This window comes from Antrihabitans stalactiti (genome assembly GCF_012932915.1).
Taxonomy (GTDB): domain Bacteria; phylum Actinomycetota; class Actinomycetes; order Mycobacteriales; family Mycobacteriaceae; genus Antrihabitans; species Antrihabitans stalactiti.
Map to the genome: position 1 here is coordinate 47,337 of NZ_VCQU01000003.1, position 15,698 is coordinate 63,034.

16 protein-coding genes and 1 pseudogene are annotated in these 15,698 nt (G+C 63.6%); 9 read left to right on the top strand and 8 right to left on the bottom strand.

What is annotated here, in order from left to right; all coding sequences use genetic code 11:
• Positions 1 to 267: 267 nt before the first annotated feature.
• Positions 268 to 939, bottom strand: a pseudogene (locus FGL95_RS32310) (sporulation protein); the annotation flags it as partial.
• Here FGL95_RS32310 and FGL95_RS09350 point away from each other — a divergent pair.
• The 4 genes from FGL95_RS09350 to FGL95_RS09365 all read left to right on the top strand — a co-directional run bounded on the left by FGL95_RS09350 (position 938) and on the right by FGL95_RS09365 (position 5,289).
• On the top strand, positions 938 to 2,659 hold the full coding sequence (locus FGL95_RS09350; protein WP_169585978.1) for a DUF7800 domain-containing protein: 1,722 nt from the start codon (positions 938 to 940) through the stop codon (positions 2,657 to 2,659). The pseudogene FGL95_RS32310 and the gene FGL95_RS09350 sit on opposite strands and share 2 nt — an antisense overlap.
• 129 nt (positions 2,660 to 2,788) lie before the next feature.
• Complete coding sequence (locus FGL95_RS32925) at positions 2,789 to 3,244, top strand: sigma factor-like helix-turn-helix DNA-binding protein (protein WP_169585979.1); 456 nt, start codon at positions 2,789 to 2,791, stop codon at positions 3,242 to 3,244.
• Positions 3,245 to 3,308: 64 nt separating this feature from the next.
• A complete protein-coding gene (locus FGL95_RS09360; protein ID WP_169585980.1) occupies positions 3,309 to 4,076 on the top strand; it encodes an SDR family NAD(P)-dependent oxidoreductase in 768 nt (255 codons plus the stop codon).
• A gap of 67 nt (positions 4,077 to 4,143) precedes the next feature.
• Positions 4,144 to 5,289, top strand: coding sequence for a GGDEF domain-containing protein (locus FGL95_RS09365; protein WP_169585981.1), 1,146 nt, complete (start codon positions 4,144 to 4,146; stop codon positions 5,287 to 5,289).
• Between the two features lie 101 nt (positions 5,290 to 5,390).
• Here FGL95_RS09365 and htpG read toward each other — a convergent pair whose 3' ends face one another.
• The 4 genes from htpG to FGL95_RS09385 all read right to left on the bottom strand — a co-directional run bounded on the left by htpG (position 5,391) and on the right by FGL95_RS09385 (position 9,771).
• Positions 5,391 to 7,322 (bottom strand): molecular chaperone HtpG, encoded by a 1,932-nt coding sequence (htpG, locus tag FGL95_RS09370; RefSeq protein WP_169585982.1) that lies wholly within the window; start codon positions 7,320 to 7,322, stop codon positions 5,391 to 5,393.
• A gap of 73 nt (positions 7,323 to 7,395) precedes the next feature.
• Positions 7,396 to 7,818 carry a hypothetical protein gene (locus FGL95_RS09375; RefSeq protein ID WP_169585983.1) on the bottom strand — a complete coding sequence of 141 codons (423 nt, stop codon included), beginning with the start codon at positions 7,816 to 7,818 and terminating at the stop codon, positions 7,396 to 7,398.
• Complete coding sequence (locus FGL95_RS09380; protein ID WP_169585984.1) at positions 7,805 to 8,173, bottom strand: hypothetical protein; 369 nt, start codon at positions 8,171 to 8,173, stop codon at positions 7,805 to 7,807. Before FGL95_RS09380 ends, FGL95_RS09375 begins: the two co-directional genes overlap by 14 nt.
• A gap of 20 nt (positions 8,174 to 8,193) precedes the next feature.
• On the bottom strand, positions 8,194 to 9,771 hold the full coding sequence (locus FGL95_RS09385) for a TM0106 family RecB-like putative nuclease (RefSeq protein WP_240962905.1): 1,578 nt from the start codon (positions 9,769 to 9,771) through the stop codon (positions 8,194 to 8,196).
• A gap of 117 nt (positions 9,772 to 9,888) precedes the next feature.
• Here FGL95_RS09385 and FGL95_RS09390 point away from each other — a divergent pair, with 117 nt between their 5' ends.
• From FGL95_RS09390 to FGL95_RS09410, 5 genes are read left to right on the top strand one after another with little or no spacing between them, the layout of a single operon-like run.
• Entirely contained in the window at positions 9,889 to 10,530 is a 642-nt protein-coding gene (locus FGL95_RS09390) for a DUF6474 family protein (RefSeq protein ID WP_169585986.1), read from the top strand.
• Between the two features lie 6 nt (positions 10,531 to 10,536).
• The gene (locus FGL95_RS09395; RefSeq protein ID WP_169585987.1) at positions 10,537 to 11,058 is read left to right on the top strand and encodes a hypothetical protein; all 522 of its coding nucleotides are present in this window, start codon (positions 10,537 to 10,539) and stop codon (positions 11,056 to 11,058) included.
• A gap of 33 nt (positions 11,059 to 11,091) precedes the next feature.
• Positions 11,092 to 11,751 (top strand): YcnI family copper-binding membrane protein, encoded by a 660-nt coding sequence (locus FGL95_RS09400; RefSeq protein WP_169585988.1) that lies wholly within the window; start codon positions 11,092 to 11,094, stop codon positions 11,749 to 11,751.
• A complete protein-coding gene (locus FGL95_RS09405; RefSeq protein ID WP_169585989.1) occupies positions 11,748 to 12,260 on the top strand; it encodes a copper resistance CopC family protein in 513 nt (170 codons plus the stop codon). Before FGL95_RS09400 ends, FGL95_RS09405 begins: the two co-directional genes overlap by 4 nt.
• 2 nt (positions 12,261 to 12,262) lie before the next feature.
• Positions 12,263 to 13,219 carry a CopD family protein gene (locus FGL95_RS09410; RefSeq protein ID WP_169585990.1) on the top strand — a complete coding sequence of 319 codons (957 nt, stop codon included), beginning with the start codon at positions 12,263 to 12,265 and terminating at the stop codon, positions 13,217 to 13,219.
• Positions 13,220 to 13,275: 56 nt separating this feature from the next.
• Here the strand turns inward: FGL95_RS09410 and FGL95_RS09415 are convergent, their stop codons facing one another.
• The 3 genes from FGL95_RS09415 to FGL95_RS09425 all read right to left on the bottom strand — a co-directional run bounded on the left by FGL95_RS09415 (position 13,276) and on the right by FGL95_RS09425 (position 15,664).
• Positions 13,276 to 13,917, bottom strand: coding sequence for a flagellar basal body-associated FliL family protein (locus FGL95_RS09415; protein WP_169585991.1), 642 nt, complete (start codon positions 13,915 to 13,917; stop codon positions 13,276 to 13,278).
• Between the two features lie 104 nt (positions 13,918 to 14,021).
• Positions 14,022 to 14,798, bottom strand: coding sequence for a hypothetical protein (locus tag FGL95_RS09420; protein ID WP_169585992.1), 777 nt, complete (start codon positions 14,796 to 14,798; stop codon positions 14,022 to 14,024).
• 524 nt (positions 14,799 to 15,322) lie between these two features.
• Positions 15,323 to 15,664: a DUF5655 domain-containing protein gene (locus FGL95_RS09425; protein ID WP_169585993.1), complete on the bottom strand. Its 342-nt coding sequence runs from the start codon at positions 15,662 to 15,664 to the stop codon at positions 15,323 to 15,325.
• Positions 15,665 to 15,698: the final 34 nt, after the last annotated feature.

Consider the following 15,698-nt stretch of genomic DNA (forward strand, 5'->3'; position numbering starts at 1 on the left):
TGCGTACGTCGGCTGCGGCGGGGCGTTCCTCGGCGGGGGCGGAGGAGGCGGCGGCGGGTTGTACGGCGGCGGACCGACCGGAGCATGGAGCTGCGGCGCGGCGTGGCTGTCGACCCCGCCGAATGCTCCGAACGCTCCCCCACCCATGATTCGCGTGAGATGGTCGTTGAGCACCGCGGCCCAGTTCTGCGAATCGATTGTCGAGCTGTCGACGCTGAAGCGGTTGGTTTTGTCGGAGCTACCACCGAAGACGCTGCGCCGGTCGATTTCGAGCACGACGTCCATGCCGTGCGGGTGAGTCACGAACTTGACCTCCAGCTCCTCCATCTGGCCGCGGAAATGATTGGCCGGATAGAACTCGACCTCCTGATAGAACGGCAACGGCGAGCCCGCCAGCCGCCCACGTTCCAGATCCGAACCCTTCAGCCGAAAGCCGATCTCGGCGAACGCTCTGACGATGCGCTCCTGTGCAGGCAACGCGAGCACTCTGATCTCGTCGACGTCGCCCTTGTCCACGGACTTCGCGATGTCGAGTTCGGTCCGTATGCCCACTCGGACTCCGTGCAACGACGTCCCCGCGACTTCATTGAACGGGGTTTCCCAGGGCACTTCGAAGGTGAACGGGATCGGGATCCGCGCACCGGTCTGCAAGCGAAACGGTCCGCTGATGCGCTTCCTCACGAACACGACATTCGAGTCGTATTCGGAGTCCTCGGTCTCGACCTCCACCCTTGCGGTCAACGACAACTCGACGAAATTGACATCCCGATCGGTGTGTCCGCCAACCACATTGACGGTGCCGTGCAGAACACCGCCGGGATACACCCGCGGGTCGTGCAAAACCGTGTCGACACTGGCACCGCCGCCCATCAGGCCCTTGAATCCCATAGAACGACGATACCGAGACAAACCGCCCAAAATCGTTAACCTCGAACCCATGACAACCCCGTCCCTCGTCGTCGGCCCGCTGCTGCGCTACGTCGACACCAGCCGAGCCACAATTTGGGTCGAAACCGACCGACCCTGCGTGGTGAACGTTCTCGGCTACAAGGCCCCGACGTGGACGGTGCATGGTCACCACTACGCACTCGTCATCGTCGAAGGCCTCGAGCCCGGGACGCAGACTCCCTACACGGTCGTGCTCGACGACACCCTGGTCTGGCCCGAGCCGGAATCGAGGTTCCCACCGAGTGTCATGCGAACCTTCCGAGACGATGAGACGTTTCGCCTCGCATTCGGATCCTGTCGTCGCTCAGCACCTTTCGACGAGGCCGGCTTGAAGCGATTCGGCGCCGACGCCCTGGTCGCGCTCGCGGAGCGCATGGCGATCGAACCGTACGAGCAATGGCCGGACGCACTGTTTCTCGGCGGCGACCAGGTCTACGCCGATACCCCGTCGGACGAGCTCGTCGAGAGGCTGCGCAAGGCTCATGCCGACCGTGGCGCCGCATGGGACGAGGTCCGAGAAGAGATCGGCAACTTCGAGGAGTACACGTGGTTGTACTCCGAATCGTGGACCCCGGCACCGATTCGCTGGCTGCTCTCGACCGTCCCCACCTGCATGCTGCTCGACGACCACGACCTGCGCGACGACTGGAACACCTCACAAGCCTGGCGGGACTGGATCACCGCTGAACCGTGGTGGCCCGACCGGGTCCGAGGGGCTTTCGCGTCCTACTGGATTTATCAGCATCTGGGTAACTTGTCGCCCAGCGAATTGGAGCTCGATCCAATGTGGGCGATGGTTCGATCCGATGTCTCCAATGGCGAACGGTCCGCCAAGCTCGATGCGTTCGCATGGCGATCCGATGCGGAGCCTGACAGCGCGCAATGGAGCTACTACCGCGACTTCGGCAACGAACGGCTGGGCATTCGCATGGTCGCGGTCGATGCGCGGTGTTCACGACGCCTCGATCCCAACGACCGGCGCATCGTCGACCACAAAGAGAGCTCGTGGCTACAGGCGAGGGCCACAATGCCCGCACCTGGCCAGAAGTTCGATCACTTGCTGATGGCCACCACGTTGCCGTTCTTCCTTGCGCACGGCATTCACCATCTGGAGGGCTGGAACGAAGCGGTCGCGGGCGGTGGTTGGGGCAAGCGAGCGATGCGATTCGGCGAAAAGATCCGGCGCGAAGTCGATCTCGAGCATTGGGCGGCGTTTCGGCAATCGTTCGACGTAGTCGTCGAGATGCTCGGCAGGATCGCGCGGTTCGACAACCCGCCCGCGACGATCCTCATGCTGGCAGGCGACGTGCACTGCTCGTACACGGCGAGAGCCCAGCTTCCAGGCATCGATCCCACGTCGCCTGCGATTCATCAGCTGACCATGTCGCCGTTCCGCAACCCGCTGGAGAAATCGATCCGGGTCGCCAACCGCGCGATGAAGACCCGCGCGGTCCGGTGGCTGACCCATCGAATGGCTCGGTCGGCCGGTGTTGCCGACGTCGCGGTCGACTGGGAAGTCGACAACGGCCCATGGTTCGAGAACGGCGTCATGACGGTCGTGATCGATGGGCGCAACGCGACCGTCGAAGTCGACCATGCTGCCGTCGAGAACGGTCGCCAAGTGCTGCACCGCACTCTGACCTTGCCGTTGACCGGGCCGCCTCCGCCGATTGCCGCCAAGAAGCGCCGTTTCTCCCGCCGCCGCACGTAACACCCCTTGTGAGTCTTTTTGGAGTCCAGGGACTCCAAAAAGACTCACGAGGGGTGGGAAGAGCCGAGCCGAGGAGATTGCCAGCTTCGTGCCAGCCGCCATCCAGACTTCGCATGTCTGCTGTAAGTCGTGAGCCGAATCGAATCTTGGGACAGGCTCGCCGAAACCGCCGCACGAGGTGATCGCGGCGCGCTCGAGAGGCTCTGTTCCGCAGTTGGCCCGGTCATCGGGCTGCTTTGCCGTGCGGAGTTGGGCACAGACCTCCCGGCAGCAGACATCTGCCGGTCGGTCCTTGTCGGGCTGCCGCGCCACAATGGCGGCACGCCGTTCTTACACGCGGTGTACTCGGAGACCGCACGCCAAATTCGGCGTATCCGCACGTCGGACGCCCACTTGCCCCATGCGTTGACGAACCTGTCCGAGGCGCAGCGCGAAGTACTGGTGCTGCGCACAATTTGCGCCTTTTCTGTCGCGGAGACCGCAGTGGCGCTGGGTCGCACGGACGGAGCGGTCCGGGTGCTGCAGCATCGGGCGATGACGCAGCTGCGCACGGTTGCCGTGGCCCGGAGCACGCCCAGCGCATAGGCCGGTTTATCGTGCTTGCAGCTACCGGCGACCAAAAGCAATCGCCAGACAAGGGGATAGAACCGTGGAAATTTCGGGATCCGCAGCACTAGTCACGGGAGCCGCATCCGGCCTCGGCGCCGCTACCGCGAAGCGCCTCGCCGACGCAGGCGCGACAGTCTTCGGGCTCGACCTCGCGCAGTCGATCGAGCGGGCGGGCGACAGCGTGCCTGCGGGCGTCACATTGATCGCCACCGATGTCACCAGTGGTGACGAGGTCAAGGCTGCAGTCGACCAGATCGTCGAATCGGGTGTCCCGCTGCGCATCGTCGTCAACTGTGCCGGTGTCGGCTGGGCAGGCCGCATCCTGTCGAAGAACGGTCCGCACGATCTCGAGCTGTTCCGCACGGTCATCACCGTCAACCTGCTCGGCACGTTCAACGTCATGCGCCTCGCCGCCGACGCCATCTCGAAGACCGACACGGTCGACGATTCCGGCCAGCGAGGCGTCGTCATCAACACCGCATCTGTCGCCGCCTTCGAAGGCCAGATCGGGCAGATCGCGTACTCCGCATCCAAGGGCGGCGTCCATGGCATGACCATTCCGGCCGCGCGCGACCTCGCGCAGTTCGGCATCCGCGTCAACACGATCGCCCCCGGCATCGTGGACACGCCGATGCTCGCCGGCGTCACCCCCGAGTACCGCAAGGGTCTGGAAGCGGGCGTTCCCTTCCCGTCCCGGCTCGCACAGCCGACCGAGTACGCCCAGCTCGCGCAGATGATCGTCGAGCACGACTACCTCAATGGCGAGACCATCCGCATGGACGGCGCGTTGCGGATGGCGCCGCGCTAACGCCACCCGCGACACCGCGGGGACTTGTCCGAGACTGAACCACATTTCCGCTCGGGGGGAGGGGAGCATGTCGACCCTCTCCTCGGTCGTGCGGTCGGTGCGTCTGTGGTGGGCGATACCCGTGGACTATTGGTGGTTGGTCGGCTATCTCGAATCGCATTTGCTTGCGCGGATGGCTCGGGCGGTGGTTGCGACCTTTTCCATCCTGTTCGGTGCGACAGCCATCCTTCTCGTTATTTCGCAGAGCGGACCGCATGGTGTACCCGGCAACGTATTGGGCGGTGTCACCGCGGGTGTCTCGTTGTTGTGGGCCGCCCGATGGTCGTTCGGTTCGTGGCCGCAGTTGTGGTTGTCGCAGCTCACGGTCGTGCTTGCCGATGGCTGTATCAGCCTGCTCTGTGTGCAGACCGATGATGCGGTCGTCGGGCTGCTCGCCTTGGTCGGTTTTGTTCTGACCACTGCTTATACGGTCATCTTTCACGGACCCAAATTGCTCTTGCTACATATGTTCTGGGTCCTGGCGTCCGCAACGATTGCGTTTGGACGCATGTGGTCGACCGGGGCTTTCGGTGGCGACGCCGGGGCTATCGGGGTCGCCGTCTTAGGTGGGTTTGCTTTCGTCGTCACACCACCGGTTGTGCAGCTCGGATTCTGGATGATGCGTACCGACGCGGTCGAGTCGGGGATGGACCCGCTGACGGGGGTACTCAACCGGCGAGGGCTGTTCATGCACGTCGACGCCATGGAAAGTCGCGCCGATGCCGATCCCGAAGCGGTGATAGTGGTGGTCGCTATTGATCTGGACCTGTTCAAACAAGTCAACGACACCTTCGGTCATTCGGTGGGTGACGAAGTGTTGCTGCGGACTGCGCGACGGATCCAGACGGCCGCTCGGGAGACGGCAGTGCTTGCTCGGGTCGGTGGCGAGGAATTCGTCCTGCTCGACGTGATGTCGAAAGTGGATATCGCACCGATGGCCGAGCGCGTTCGTCACGCGATCGGCGAACCCGCAGAGCGAGCGCACGTGACCGCGAGTTGCGGTGCGGCGTGTGTCGCCGTCGCCGATTGGACGACGATTCGGCGCCGGGACAGAACGGCGGTACTCGAAACCGTGCTCATGCGAGCGGATCGTGCGATGTATGACGCAAAGCGTGGTGGGCGCGACCGCATCGTGGTCGATGCAGTGCCTGTGGAAACCGCCAGCATCGAATGATGTTGCGGTTGATGTCGGCAGTTGCCGAATCCTGGCATAGCCCGAACATGGAGAAGCCCGACGCGTTTGTCGCCGGGCTTCCCTCGTTCGTCAGTACCTGACTACAGCGTGCGAGCCAGACGATTCGCGAGCAGCTTCGTGAAGTGCGCCGGATCGCTCAGCTCGCCACCTTCGGCGAGAAGCGCCATGCCATAAAGCAATTCGGCCGTCTCGGCGAGACCGGCGTCGTCCTTATGTTCGGCGAACGCGTCCTTCAGCCCGGTGACCAGCGGGTGCGTCGGATTGAGCTCGAGGGTGCGCTTCGTGTGCGGAATCGGCTGCCCCGACGCGCGGTACATCTTCTCCAGCATCGGCGTGAAATCGTGCGTCTCGCCGACGATGCAGGCGGGCGAATCGGTCAGGCGAGAAGACAACCGGACGGCCTTGACGTTGTCCTCCAACGTCGTGGTCAACCAGGTCAGCAGCTCGGCGAAATCCTTGTCCTGCTGCTCACGCGCGACCTCGGTCGCCTTCTTCTCTTCCTCGGTATCGAGATCCACCTCGCCCTTGGCGATCGACTGGAACTTCTTGCCCTCGAATTCGGTGACCGAACCGACCCACATCTCGTCGACCGGGTCGGTCAGCACCAACACTTCGAGACCGCGCGCCTTGAACGCCTCCATGTGCGGTGAGCTCTCGATCATCTGCCGAGACTCACCGGTCATGTAGTAGATCTGCTCCTGACCGTCTTTCATCCGCTCGACATACCCGGCGAGCGTGGTGAGGTCCTCCTCCGACGCAGTCGACGCGAAGGACGACACGGCCAGGATCGTTTCCTTGTTGTCGGAATCCGACAGCAAGCCTTCCTTGAGTACCCGCCCGAACTCGGACCAGAAGGTCTTGTATTCGTCGGCACGATTCGCCTGGATGTCTTTGATGGTCGAGAGGACCTTCTTGACGAGACGACGCTGAATCAGCTTGAGCTGGCGGTCCTGCTGGAGGATTTCGCGGGACACGTTGAGCGACAGGTCTTGGGCGTCGACGACACCCTTCACGAAGCGCAGGTACTCGGGCATCAGCTCTTCGCAGTTGTCCATGATGAACACCCGCTTGACGTAGAGCTGCACTCCGCGCGCGTGCTCACGCATGAACAGATCGAACGGCGCCTGCGACGGGATGAACAGCAGCGCTTGGTACTCGAACGTCCCCTCCGCCTTCATGGGGATGATCTCGAGCGGCTCGTCCCATGCGTGGCTGACGTGCTTGTAGAACTCCTTGTACTCCTCGTCGGAGACGTCGCTGCGGGGTCGGGTCCACAGAGCCTTCATCGAGTTGATCGTCTCGAACTCGACCTGACGGGTGACCGGCTCTTCTTCTCCCTCAGCCACCGGCTTCGGCGGCACCTCCATCCGAATGGGGAACCCGATGAAGTCGGAGTAGCGCTTGACGATCTGCTTGAGCTTCCACGGCTGCGTGTAGTCGTAGAGGTGGTCCTCTTTGTCCTCTTCCTTGAGGTGCAGCGTGATCGACGTTCCCTGCGGCGCGTCCTCGACCGCCTGGATCGTGTAGGTGCCCTCGCCGCTCGATTCCCATTGCGTCGCAGTACTTTCGCCTGCTTTACGCGTCAGCAGCGTGACCTTGTCCGCCACCATGAACGACGAATAGAAGCCGATGCCGAACTGCCCGATCAGCTCCTCGGGCGCGGCAGCCTCCTTGGCCTCGGCCAGTTTGCGTCGCAGGTCAGCGGTCCCCGACTTCGCGAGCGTGCCGATGAGATCGACGACCTCGTCGCGCGACATGCCGATGCCGTTGTCGCGAATCGTCAGCGTCCGGGCATCTTTGTCGACGTCGATTTGGATGTGCAGGTCCGAGGTGTCGACCTGCAGGTCCTTGTCACGAAATGCCTCGAGCCGAAGCTTGTCCAACGCGTCGGATGCGTTAGAGATCAGCTCTCGCAGGAAGATGTCTTTCTCCGAGTAGACCGAGTGAATCATCAGCTCCAACAGCTGACGCGTCTCCGCCTGGAACTCGAGCTCTTCGATTTGCGCGCTCACGTTTCAACTACCCCTTTGGAAATGCACGGATTTTTGCCCGACATGAATTTTATGTCGGTGTGTGCCGCGTGACTCAGTCGGTCCCGGCGGGGGGCTTGTTCAGGGCATCGCGGAACGCCTTGTTCACGCCGAATATCGAGCGATAGACGGCATCTGCCGTTCCGTCGTGGATGCCGCGGACGATTCTGCTCGTATCGCGAGTCGCGGGAATGGCGTCGAGGATCTCGAACGGGATCGAGGCGATGACCTTGTGACTCGACGCGACGATAGTGGTACCGAGATCGACGGCTGCCGAGGTCGTCTCGACTGCCTCCGCGACCTCGCGAGCAGACTTCGCCATCCGCTCGTTCTCGGCATTCACGGCAATCAGACGACGGTTGTCGGCGCCGATCTCCGCGAGCTCGACGGATGTGCGGCGCAACCGCACCCCGACTGCTCCACTCCCCGCGACGGTGAACGCGCCGACAATCGCGGCCGCGATTTCAAGCACCAACATGGATCCTCACATCGGCTTGGACGCCCTGCGCGACCAACTGCTCACGCAGAATCTGGACCGTACGGTCGTAGACGATTTTTCGAATCAGACCTGGTGCCACGGCACCAGCCACGCCCGAGTATTTGTTGTGCGTCGCTGCAAGTTCTGCCGGATTCAAGATCTCGATCGTGATCAGGCGTTCCTTGGCATCCTTGAACTGTGGCTCCACCGCGACGGGCTTGCCGACTTCTGCCGTTGTCACCGCAACCAACTCCGCCATCTCGGCGTTGCGCCGGCGAATACCGCGTGCGTACCTCAGGAGTGCCAGCAACACCACCAGGTTGAGCACCAGAACCACCAAAATCGCAATCATCACCTGGGAAACGATATCGCTGATCACAGGTCTGTGAGGTGCGGAATTTCCTCGTCTGCCTTGGTCGACATCCATTCGCGCAGGACTTTCGTCGCGATCACGTCGTCTTCGTTGTACTCCAGCAACCGTGTGCGCTGCGTCAGGTCAGGATCACCGTCGTACCCGACGGCCTCCCGATACCACCCCATCGACGCCTCTCCCCCCGCTTCGGCGTCGCGCCAGTTGAACCCCGCAACGGGCGCAATCTTCTTCAGGCCCTTGCCGTTCGGGCAGACGAACTCGTCGGTGACTGCCTCGTACATGTCGACCCAATCGGGTCCGTCGATGAACGCACGGACTTCGCCTACCGATGGCACACCAGGCTGGCCCGCGAACCGGCGCGCCGAATCGAGCAGCCATTTGTCCTCGGCTCGACGGGAATAGCAGTAGGCGGCAAACGTCTTCCCGTTTGCAGCCGCCTCGCGACGAACGCTCGACAGCCAGGTCCAGAATTCGCCGAACGAGCGGCCCTCGTCGTCCGTCGGCAGTGGATCCCACGTGACGAATGGGCGGTAGTGGCCGTCCAGCAAGGTGCCCCACAGATAGGCACCGCTTTCCTGGTAGCTCTCCAGATCGACGTCGACTTCCACATCGGCCCGCTGCACCTGGACGTGCTCGTGGCGACGCACCAGCGGAACGTCCTTCAGCCAGGCCTTTGCCGTGACGATGGCATCCTCGAAATTGCCGAACTGCCAGTCGCTGGGCGCCTCCCCCGTCCACAACGCGAGCTCGTCGACCGTGTTCACATTGGACGCGCGCAGAACGTCGGCACGCGCGCCGGTAGCAACAAGGCTGACGTCGCGAGCATCCGTCAGCCAGGTGGCACACCGCGACCACCACGGGCACGAGCGGCATTCGGGCACCTGCGACGGCTGGGTCGGCAGCTCGCCTCTCGCAACGGCGATCCGGTCGGCGAACCGGCGGTCGTAATCATCGAGCAGCGTGGACAGGTCGTGCACGAGGATGCAATCGAAGGCGAACCCGATGGCGCCGCCGACGACCGCTGGACTGGCATAGCCGTGCCGCTGCAACATGCGATAGAGGTGCGCCAACCGCATCTGATCGCGGGATTGCGGCCGTGCTTTCCGCGCCGGATCTTCACGGGGCGACCACGCGTCCAGGCCGGACGTGACCGTTCCGCCTTCGATCTCGGCGTTGCGTGGATCGGTCACCTTGTGGTTGACGACGATGACCGGGATATAGCCGCCGCGCTCGTCGTCCCGCAGCAGAATCTCGACCTTGCCGCGCCGCCCGGTGTCGGGCTCCGATGGTAGGACTGCACCCCAGATGCGTTGCGCTCCAGCCGCACACGCGGCAATCGTCGCTGCCGCTCGATCAGCGGTCGGACCGTCCGAGTCGATGATCACCCAGCCCGACGTCCGAGCTGTCAGTTCGTCGCGGACCCGCGCCCTATGCAACTCGGCGGCTTCGACGCGCTGCTTAACACCGGAGTCGACAACGAACCCTGCCACAGGAACTTCGGTGGCTTCGATAGCCAGCCGATGGCGGCACGAGTTGAGAACGCGCGCGTCGATCAGCGCTGCGCGCGGTGCCTCTGCCATTTCCATGTCCACGATAGGAGAGATTATGAGCGCACGGTCCGACATCCTGGCGCGGGCATACGACCTAACCGATAGGGTGAGCGCAAACCGCCCGAGCACCGATGGAAAGGTCTTTCTATGGGGTTGTTCAAAAAGAGCAAGCGGCGTTCCACTCGCAAAGCCGAAGCGAAGGCGCTCAAACACAAGGCGAAGGTCGAAGCCAAGCTTGGCTCGAAGACCGATCGCAAGCGCCTTCGGGCCGAAACTCGCGAACAGCGCAAGGTCAACAAGGCCCAGATCGCGGCGCTGAAGTCCGAGGTCAAGGTCAACGAGAAGTTGGCCGAAAAGGCTGCACGCGATCCGTTCAGTGTTGCGTCGGTGAAGAAGTACCTCGGTGTAGCGCGCGTCCTGGCACCCGTCCTCGCGCCGATCGCCTACCGGGGCGCAACGTTTGCTCGCGGCAAGCTCGACACGAGGCGCGCACAGCAGCTCGGTGTCGGTGTCGAACAACTCGGCCAGTTCTCCGGCCACGGCGCACGACTGAGTGCGCGGATCGCGAACGCGGAAAGCTCGGTCAGCGAGATCTCCGCCAAATCGGCAAAAGATGCCGAAACAGGCAAGTTCGCGCAGGCTACGCGCGATCGCCTCACCGACCTGACGACCGCCATCCATGCCGCCGAACAACTTCCACCGCCGCGTCGGCGGGCCGCTCACCTGGCAATTTCCAAGGAACTCGAGGGCATCGAGGCAGACCTGCTCGCACGGCTCGGAGTACGCTGACCCACCGTGTCCCCCAGCTCGACGGCAGCAGGCGCACGCGGCTCTGCCGTCGGTGCGCTGGTCGGTGGGCTGGCGATAGCGGCTCACGGCATTGCGGGCGCGCCTTTCCCGTCTGATTCGGCCGCAACGCTGTTGCTCGCCACCTCGGCGGCAGTCGGCGCAGTTGCGGCGAACAGTAGGGCGCACAGTCCGGTGTCGGTTGTTGCATTGCTGGCGTTCGGACAACTTGCGGGACACTTCGCCTTGTCGAACGGCGGCGGGGACCACCACCACATCTCGACTGCAAATCCCTGGCTGATGGCGCTCGCCCACGTCGTTGCGACTGTGGTCTGTGCGGCGCTCATCGTCGCGGCAGAGCGGCTCTACCTCGCGGCCTCCACGACGGTCCGGGCACTCACCACCTCGCCTGTCGCCATGCTTGTCCCGGCGCGACCGCACCCCACCGCGCAGCGCTACATCGCACTTCCGTTTCCCCCATTGCAGGGCGGCATTTCTCGGCGTGGACCGCCCAGCAGCTTCGTTCGCTGAAGCCCACAACCACACTCCGAGAAAGAACTACACATGAATACCTTCATCAGCCGCGCCTTCGTCACGGCGGGCGCAGCCGGTAGCGCGATGCTGCTCGCTGCAGGAATAGCGTCTGCTCACGTCACAGTCGACGCACCAGGCGCCGAGGAGGGCGGCTACACGGTCCTCACCTTCAAGGTCCCAACCGAGTCGGCCACTGCAGGCACCACCGCGCTGAAAGTGACGCTCCCCGGCTTCAAGGTCGCGGGGACCGAGCCACTCGCCGGCTGGAAATCGGTCGTGGACAAAGACGGTTCGCAACTCGCCACCTCGGTGACCTGGACCGCCGATCCCGGTGTGTCGATCGGCCCAGGGCAATTCCAGCGTTTCGTCCTCTCGGTGGGTCCGCTGCCAAAAGAGAAGGAACTGTCCTTCGACGCAGTTCAGACCTACAGCGATGGGACGGTCGTCAACTGGGATCAGGCCGCGAATGCGGATGGTTCCGAGCCCGAACATCCGGCACCGTCGATCACTCTCGCCGAGGGCACCGGCGACGGACACGATGACGACGCCCACGCCGTTGCGCCGTCGTCTCACACGGAGGCCGCGGCCACGACCGACACAACCGCACGTTGGCTCGGTGGCGCGGGACTCGCCCTAGGGTCGTTGGGCGCCGCGCTCGGCCTCGGCGCGGTCATCCGGAAGCGCACATGATTCGGCGGTTCTTCGCGGTCGTCGGCACCCTGCTGATCGCCCTCGTCGCCGGGGGCGGGCTCGCCAGCGCGCACTCGGTTCCGACCGGCAGCGTCCCAGCAGACGGCTCGTCTGTCGAGCAAGGGCCCGAGCGGACGAGCATCACCTTCAACGAGGCGTTGCAGGAAAGCTTCGCCACGATGACCGTGGTCGGTCCGGACGGGAATCTGTGGTCGAAGGGTGACCCGAAGGTCGAAGGCGCGACGGTCAGCGTTGCGGTCGGCGAACTCGGTCCGACAGGGACCTACACCATCGCCTACCGCGTGACGTCAGCTGACGGTCACCCTGTCAGTGGCACCCGCACGTTCACGCTGACGAAGGCGGGTACGGGGACGCCGGGGGCGAAAGCCGACAGCGGCAAGCAAGAAGATGGCGGTCTACCGATCTGGCCGTTCATCGTGGGCGCCGTGGTGCTCTTCGGCGCCGGACTGGCGTTCGCACTGCGCGGTTCGGGCCGGGCGAAGGCCTGAGCATGAACGGCACGGCCAGCAGCATCAGCCGATGGACGATGCTGTTGGCCGTACCGACCACCTGGCTCGGTGTCAGCTTGGCGTGGGCACTGGCGAGTCCCGCGCAGCCCGCGCCGGCCGGCATCGTTCGATCACTCGCCGACGGGATCGGCTCGGTCGTCCTCGGCCTGGCAGCACTTGACTGGCTGGTCGGTAGCGGTGATCGAAATCGCCGCTCGCTGGAGCGCGGCACGCTGTGGCGCCCCATCGCGTTCAGCGCCGCGGTCTGGGCGTTCGCCGAGGCAGTTCTCTTGCTGTTCGAAGCAGCCGACGTCGGGAACGGCACAGTCTCCGACATCGGGATGCGCCGGTTCGGTGAGTTTCTCGCGCACATCACCGCAGGTCAGGTCGGTGTGGCGACAATCGCATGCACTGTAGCCATCGCTGGCTACGCAGTATTCGCGTTCCGACGCTCGCCAAATGCGTCGATGGCGCCGCCGCTCGCATTGGCCGCGCTCGCGCTCACGTTCCGCCCGATCACCGGTCACATGTCGCAGCAGACGCTCGGTCCGATACTCGGCGCTGCGCACGCGCTTGCCGCCGCGGTGTGGTTCGGCACGCTTGTCGCGATGGCGATGATGGTCCGCTCCCGCGGCGCCTGGGCGGACCTGCTGCCCCGCTATTCGGAATGGGCATGGCGGTGCGTGGCGGTCCTGGCTGTGTCCGGCGTGATCAACGCCGCGGTGCGGCTGGGTGGAGTCGGTCCGGTGCTCGGCACCGGCTACGGGCGGATCGTTCTCGCAAAAGTCGTCGCGCTTGCCCTGTTGCTGATCCTCGGCTGGTGGTGGCGCCGCACCTGGGTTCGAGACGCGGCTGGTCATCGGATGAGTGCCGACGATTCGTTCCGACGCGCATTCATCGAGATCGCCGCTATGGGTGTGGCGTTCGGACTAGCCGCAGCTCTCGCAACAACCGCGTAGAACGCGAAAACGGCCCGCCCGATTCACGGGCAGGCCGTTCGCACGCTCGAGAACTACTACTTAGCAGGTGCGACAGGCTGACCGGGTGACTGCACCTTGCTCACCAGCCACCGGTCGTCGACCTTGTCGAACGAAAGCAGCATCGTCGCCGATGTGTCCGACGGCTTCCCGTCTTCCACCGCTGTCGAGATCGTCTGACCCAGCACGATGATCGTTTCCGCGTGCGTGGTGTCGCCGGATACCACTGCGCACTCGACGCTCTTCGCCTTGGAGACGACCTGGCCGTCGGTGTAGAGCTTGCGCAGCGCTTCTTTCTGCGAGTCGTAGTGCGTCTTCCAGTCGCCGGTCCCACCGTCGAGCACCCGCGTAAAGAAGGCGTCGAGGTTCTTGGCATCGAAATCGCCCAGGACATGCCCATAGGCACACGCAGCATCGCGAGCTGACGCCTGTGCGTCGAGGGTGTCGTTCTTCGACTTGTACTGAAAGAAGAAGAATCCTGCGAGCGCGATCGCCGCCACGAGAAGCACCGCGCCGACCGCAGCCAGGAGACGGCCTCGCTGCTTCGGCTTCGCGCCGCTGGCCTCCCCGGCCGTATCGGTCGCTACCTCGTCGGGTGCGTCTGCTGCAGTGGATTCGTCCGTCTGGTCCACGTCGTCATCGTCGTCCGCAGCGGAGTGCCGACTTTTTCCTTCTGTCATTTCTGTTTGCGTCTTTCCCGGCGCGAACGCCGAAATGGCGAAAGACCCGCCCTTTCGCAGGACGGGCCTTTCGCTTGTCCGATGGGACGAGAAGCTACATCACATCACTCGACGATCTGAACCTTCTGCGGCGAGGACTTCGGCGCCACGAACGGGGTGTTGACCGTGTTCAGGTAGCCGATGCCTGCGGCAACCGCTACCGGAAGGGTGACGAGCGCGTTGGCAGCGATTGCTCCAATCGGGGTACCCAGGACTGCGCCACCGAGGCAGCCCGCGACGAGCGGGAGACCGAGGGTAACGGGCACCAACGCGAACGGAACGCCGATCGCGGCGCCGATTGCGCAACCGACCGCGCCGCCGCCGACCGAACCAACGACGGTTGCAATCGCAGCCGCGGTCGCGATTGAGTCCTGTGCACGCTTGAACGCCCACTGCTCGCGGTCGCCTTCGGTCTTCCAGCCGTAGTCGAGAACCGGAGTAACGGCGTTGCTGAGCGGGTTCGCTGCCGCGTGAAGCGGATCCGGCGTCTGGAGCGCTGCTGCCGCCTGCGGCAGAACGTTCGGGCTGATGACAGAGCTGGCGATGTCGGTAACCGGCTTCAACGACGTCTCGATGTTCTGACCAGTCACTGCGGTGGCCGAAACCTCACCGTTGCCGACCGTGACAGAGCCGAGCGGGGTGTCGATCGTGACCTGCTGAGTCGACGGGGTGAGCGCCTGAGCAGCGACGAAGTTGACGAACGCATTCAGGTCACCGGGGGCAGGAGCGGCGGCCGGGGTAGGAGCCGGAGCAGGCGCGGGATCGGCGTGCACCGTACCGCCGGCGATGCCCAGGGCGGCGATGGTCAGCGCGCTCGTTGCAGCAAATTTGCTGATCTTCATGTCTTCGCGAATCCTTTGCTTTCGTGATCTGCTCCATCTCGAGAGGATGGAGACGTAAGGCACTGCTGCAGATCATGTTTGATGCCTTCGACAGGAGCATCTAACGATCGTTGAACGACGTTCCGGCAACGGGTTGGTAGCGAGATGATTTACATTTGCTAACAGCGACCAAACTCGGCCTGTGAGATTCGACCGTTTTTCGGCATTGAAATACCGCCTGACCAGGCGTTTAACCTTGGTATCAAATTGTTAACTTTTCGGTCTGCTGTGGCACAGGTCACATGACGTTTGACAGGTTTTTCTAAGGGAAATAGGGCACAGGTCTGATGCGCTTGCGGTTTGAATCCGACTGCGCACCGCCCTGGAGCCGTGCAGTTCGGCCGGTTTGCCGCTGTTCAATGCCCGTTTCGGTCGTTATGCACGAACCTGACCGAAATCTGACTGGTCCGCGAAAAGGATGCGGATCGTTGCCAACTCTAAAATCACTGGAGCATTGCTGGATAGCCTGCCCTAAGGCGCGAGTACTATTCCGGCGCTTCGAGGTAAGCCTCGGTGAGCCAGCCTTTGATCGCGTCGTCGAAATCTTCCGGACCGGCCAGATTGAAGACCGTGTAATACCGGTGTCCGTGCGGCTGCGGCTTCCTGGTCATCAATCGATGCCGGACGATGTGTGTGAGCGAGAAGCCGAGCGTCTCCCACCGCTGCATCGGTAACAGATAAGCGAACGCCCCTGCTCGTTTGAAGTAGATGCCGACCGACAAGGGCTCGACCACCACAGGTCCGAGCGATTCGATGAATTCGTTCACCGCTTCGAAGATCGGGCGCTCACGTTCCGGGCCGGTGGCGAAATACTCTTCCAACGTCATTGCCGGCGCGCACTCGTGGGATTGACCGCGTCGA